The following is a 3,474-nucleotide window of genomic DNA, read 5'->3' as shown; positions in this document are numbered from 1 at the left end:
TCACCGAGCTCCCGCCGAGGTACAGCGTCCCCGGCAGCTCGGTGAACCGGATCCCCGTGATGTGCTGCACCGTCACGGTACAGCTCCCGCTCCGGCCGCCCACCGAGGCGGTGACGGTGGTGCTCCCACCCTTGCTCGTGTTTGCCGTGACGGTACAGCTCTTCCCGCTGCCCGACACGCTGACGAGGGTTTCATCCCCCGCCGCCCAAGCCGGGGCGTAGGCCGCGGGGTTCACCGTGGCGCTCAAGGTCCCACTGCGCGGGCTGCCCGAGGTGTAGAGGGTCAGGGTGCTGGGCAGCACCGAAACGCTCTGGACCTGCACCACCGTCACAGTGCAGGTGGCCTTATAGAACCCGCCCTTGTCCGTCACCGTGACGGTCGCACTCCCCGGCTGCTTGCCAAAGGCCGAGAGGTGGTAGACGTTGCCGCTCACCTTGGTCATATTGACCTGGTCCGGGTTTCTGTTCTCCCAGACGAGCTCGGTGCTGCCGTTGTCTCCCGCCAGGGTGGCGGTCAGCTCAAAGTCGGTCTCGGCCGCCGTGCCCCCGGTGAAGAGGGTCTTGCTCGCCGGGTTTAACCCGATTCCGGAAATCGGGACCACCGTCACCGTGCAGGAGGAGGAAACGGTATCCGGATCGTCGTAGACGCTGGCCGTGATGGTCACGGTCCCGCCGCCGTTGCCGGTCACCATCCCCGTCACCGGGTCTACCGAAGCGACGGACGGGTCGCTGCTCGACCAGAGTACCTCGGCGGCATAGCTCTGGGAGGTGGGGTTCTTGTCGGCGGTCAGCTGTACCGTCTGGCGCTCCCCACTGGTTTGCAGGTAGACCGTCTTATCCCCCACCGCCTCGCCCCCGGCCTTGATGGTCAGGCTCTGGATGGCCCGGTAGGTGTAGGATGAGGTCTTCGTTTTGGGCAGGTCGAAGCCGGCCCGGCCCGCCTTCGCGACGGGCGTGACCGAGATGGTAAAGCCGGTGTCCCGCTGCGGCGGGCCGCTGAAATACAGCTTGTAGCTGTAGACCTCCCCCGACACCTCGGGCTCTCCCGAGGCGGACAGCATGTCCGCCTCCCCGCCGCCCTCGGGCAGGGCGGTGACGGTGAAGCCTTCGATCCGGGCCGGGTCGTTATTCTTCACCGGCACCCGGATGAACTCGGGGCCCGCAGCGGCCCGCGCGCGGAAAAGGGAGATCTCCGGGGTGGGTATCTCCGGGTCGATCTCCGCGATTCCGGGCGGGGTGCTCCTCCCGAGGGTCGCGCCCGGGTCAACGGACGCTGCTGCCGCCCCGGCGGCCGGGATCATCCCGGCCGCCAGACAGAACGCCAGCAGCCAAGCGGGAAGCCGCCTCATCTTTCCACCACGTCCCCATTGGCGGTGGTGATCTCACCGATCGAAAAGTCGTCCAGAGGCTCCTTCCCGCTCTCGGGCAGCTCGAAGCCGTACGCTTCCAGTTTTTCATACTCCGCTTCGGTGATGATCCCCCGCTCCAGCAGCCCGGCATAATGCTCCCGCAGGCCGCTGCCGCCCACCGTGAAGCCGCCTAAAACGGTCAGCGCCAGCACGCACAACAGCACCGCTATCGCTTTCTTTTTCATTCCAGTTCCCCCTTCAAACAAATGACCTCTAGCAAAGCTTACTGTCGGTCGTTTGCCGCCAGGGAACGAGCTAAAATTGACAGTTTCCCTTGAAATCCGTTCCAGTTCAGGGTATAATTAGGATAAACATGGAAGGAATCGGCGAATTCTTCGCCTCTCCTTCTGGATATCTACAAAAAGATGACCGTTAGTAAGCTTTACTAACGGTCATCTTTATTCTATAATTCCTCCTGCGCCAGGTTGACCAGCTGCACGCCCTGCTGCAGCGCATAGCGCACTGTGTAGGCCGTGCCGCCCGGCTGCCCGTCGAAGTAGCAGATCAGCCTGCTGCACCGGTCCACCATATAACGGTTGCGCTCATGATAACAGCTTTTGGTCCATCCGCTGGAAAGGGCCCTGCTCCCGCTGCAGCCGCGAAGCATCCGCTCATAGCGCTCGCGCCAGCCGGCATCCCAGCCGCGCGCCTGAGCCTCATGCGGCAGGATGCAGTAAAGGCGCAGCCCTTCCCGCAGCTCCCGCGCGCGCAGCACCGCCTCCCCGGCCAGGATGTCGAACCCCCATGCGCCGCCGCAGTAAAAATCGGTGTAGCCGTCGTTTGCCGCACTGTGGACCGCCGCCTCCAGCCGCTCGCACAGCCGCATGAGGCCGGGGTTTTCTTCCTGTAAGGAGAAAGGGAATTTGTTCCCGCGGTAGCCCGTAAAGCAGGCCGAAACCGGCCGCAGCGCATACTCCATGTCGTCCCATCCTTTCGCAGTCCCTGCGTGATAGGTCCATGATAGCACAAAGCGGTTTTGGGTGCAATCAAAGCGGCTCGCTGAGCATCCCGCCCTCGCCGCACAGCAGCAGCACCGCCGCCAGGGAGAGCAGCTCCATGCGGTCGACGGCGCGCCGCAGCTTCACCGGGATTTCATAAGGTTCGAGCACCTCGCCGCCCAGGGTGCCGATCTCCCGCTGCAGGCAGATCACCGCGCTTTCGGCGGTTACGCTCGAAAGCGTCAGCGTGTCCTTGCTCGAAAGCCCGCAGGTCAGGGTGCGCAGGTGATGCTTTGCGCAGAAGCGCAGCGAGCTTTCATCCTGCGAGTGGACCACCGCCACCGCGTGCGGGGAGGGGAGGAACCCCTCTTCCTCCTGCGCGTCCTTGAGCACATAGATCACGTCCCCGTCGCACTCGGGCACCCGCTTGGCGCCGAGCAGCAGGATGTCGGGGGAAATGTCGGGCAGCAGTATCTCCCGCTGCCCGACACAGAGCACCTCATAGCTGCGCGAAAGCGCGCGGTATAAAGAATAGAGCAGCTCCTCGCCCGCCTGCACGACAATGGTGAGCATCATAACCGGTCCTCCCCGCCGCTTTGCGGCCAATTCTGTCCTTTAGTATCCGCAGCGGGAAGGGTTTCTATTCTATTAAAAAATTAAGGGTTGAGGATGATAGCGGGGCGGACCGCGCAGGAAGAATTGACTGTATAACTGACCACGTTGCCATCTGAGCCATTGATTGTCATGCTCCGATCGGTGCACCCGGAACGCGGTGAACGCAGCCAACTGGTGCTTCCCCCACAGATGGTATTTGCCAACGTGAGATTGTAGATTGTTAGCCCGCCGTTTAATAAATATTGAAATTGCCTGGTCTCGGTATAGCTGTCCACACAAGAGCTCGGCCTGCTGCTGCCATAAATTTCATAGGCACTGGGCAGCCAGGCATAGTCTCCCACATATTTGTGCGGCGACAGCTTTCCTCTTTGGGCAGCGGTCAAACCGTTATAGAAATTGCTGCAGTGCGCACGTACCGTGCTGCCGCTGTATGTATTGTTGCCGCCGAATATGCTGCTCGTATAGTTAAAGTTCGCCAGCAGGACGACGGAATTTGTTTTGCCGCCGTACTGG

At 62.1% G+C, this 3,474-nt stretch carries 5 protein-coding genes; all 5 read right to left on the bottom strand.

The window, feature by feature from the left end; genetic code table 11:
- Positions 1-1,348, bottom strand: a 1,348-nt coding sequence (locus tag B5477_RS00070) for an Ig-like domain-containing protein (protein ID WP_187138712.1), incomplete at its 3' end; no start/stop codon positions are given.
- Positions 1,345-1,593 carry a hypothetical protein gene (locus tag B5477_RS00065; protein ID WP_079697813.1) on the bottom strand — a complete coding sequence of 83 codons (249 nt, stop codon included), beginning with the start codon at positions 1,591-1,593 and terminating at the stop codon, positions 1,345-1,347. The genes B5477_RS00070 and B5477_RS00065, both read right to left, overlap by 4 nt.
- Positions 1,594-1,811: 218 nt before the next feature.
- Positions 1,812-2,327 carry an SLOG family protein gene (locus B5477_RS00060; protein ID WP_079697812.1) on the bottom strand — a complete coding sequence of 172 codons (516 nt, stop codon included), beginning with the start codon at positions 2,325-2,327 and terminating at the stop codon, positions 1,812-1,814.
- A gap of 67 nt (positions 2,328-2,394) precedes the next feature.
- Positions 2,395-2,922 carry a hypothetical protein gene (locus tag B5477_RS00055; protein ID WP_079697811.1) on the bottom strand — a complete coding sequence of 176 codons (528 nt, stop codon included), beginning with the start codon at positions 2,920-2,922 and terminating at the stop codon, positions 2,395-2,397.
- Between the two features lie 80 nt (positions 2,923-3,002).
- The coding region (locus B5477_RS14975) for a DUF6273 domain-containing protein (RefSeq protein WP_159448868.1) at positions 3,003-3,474 on the bottom strand (472 nt) is incomplete at its 5' end.

It is taken from the genome of Provencibacterium massiliense, assembly GCF_900169495.1.
Lineage (GTDB): Bacteria > Bacillota > Clostridia > Oscillospirales > Ruminococcaceae > Harryflintia > Harryflintia acetispora.
This window is presented reverse-complemented; position numbering and strand designations above follow the sequence as displayed.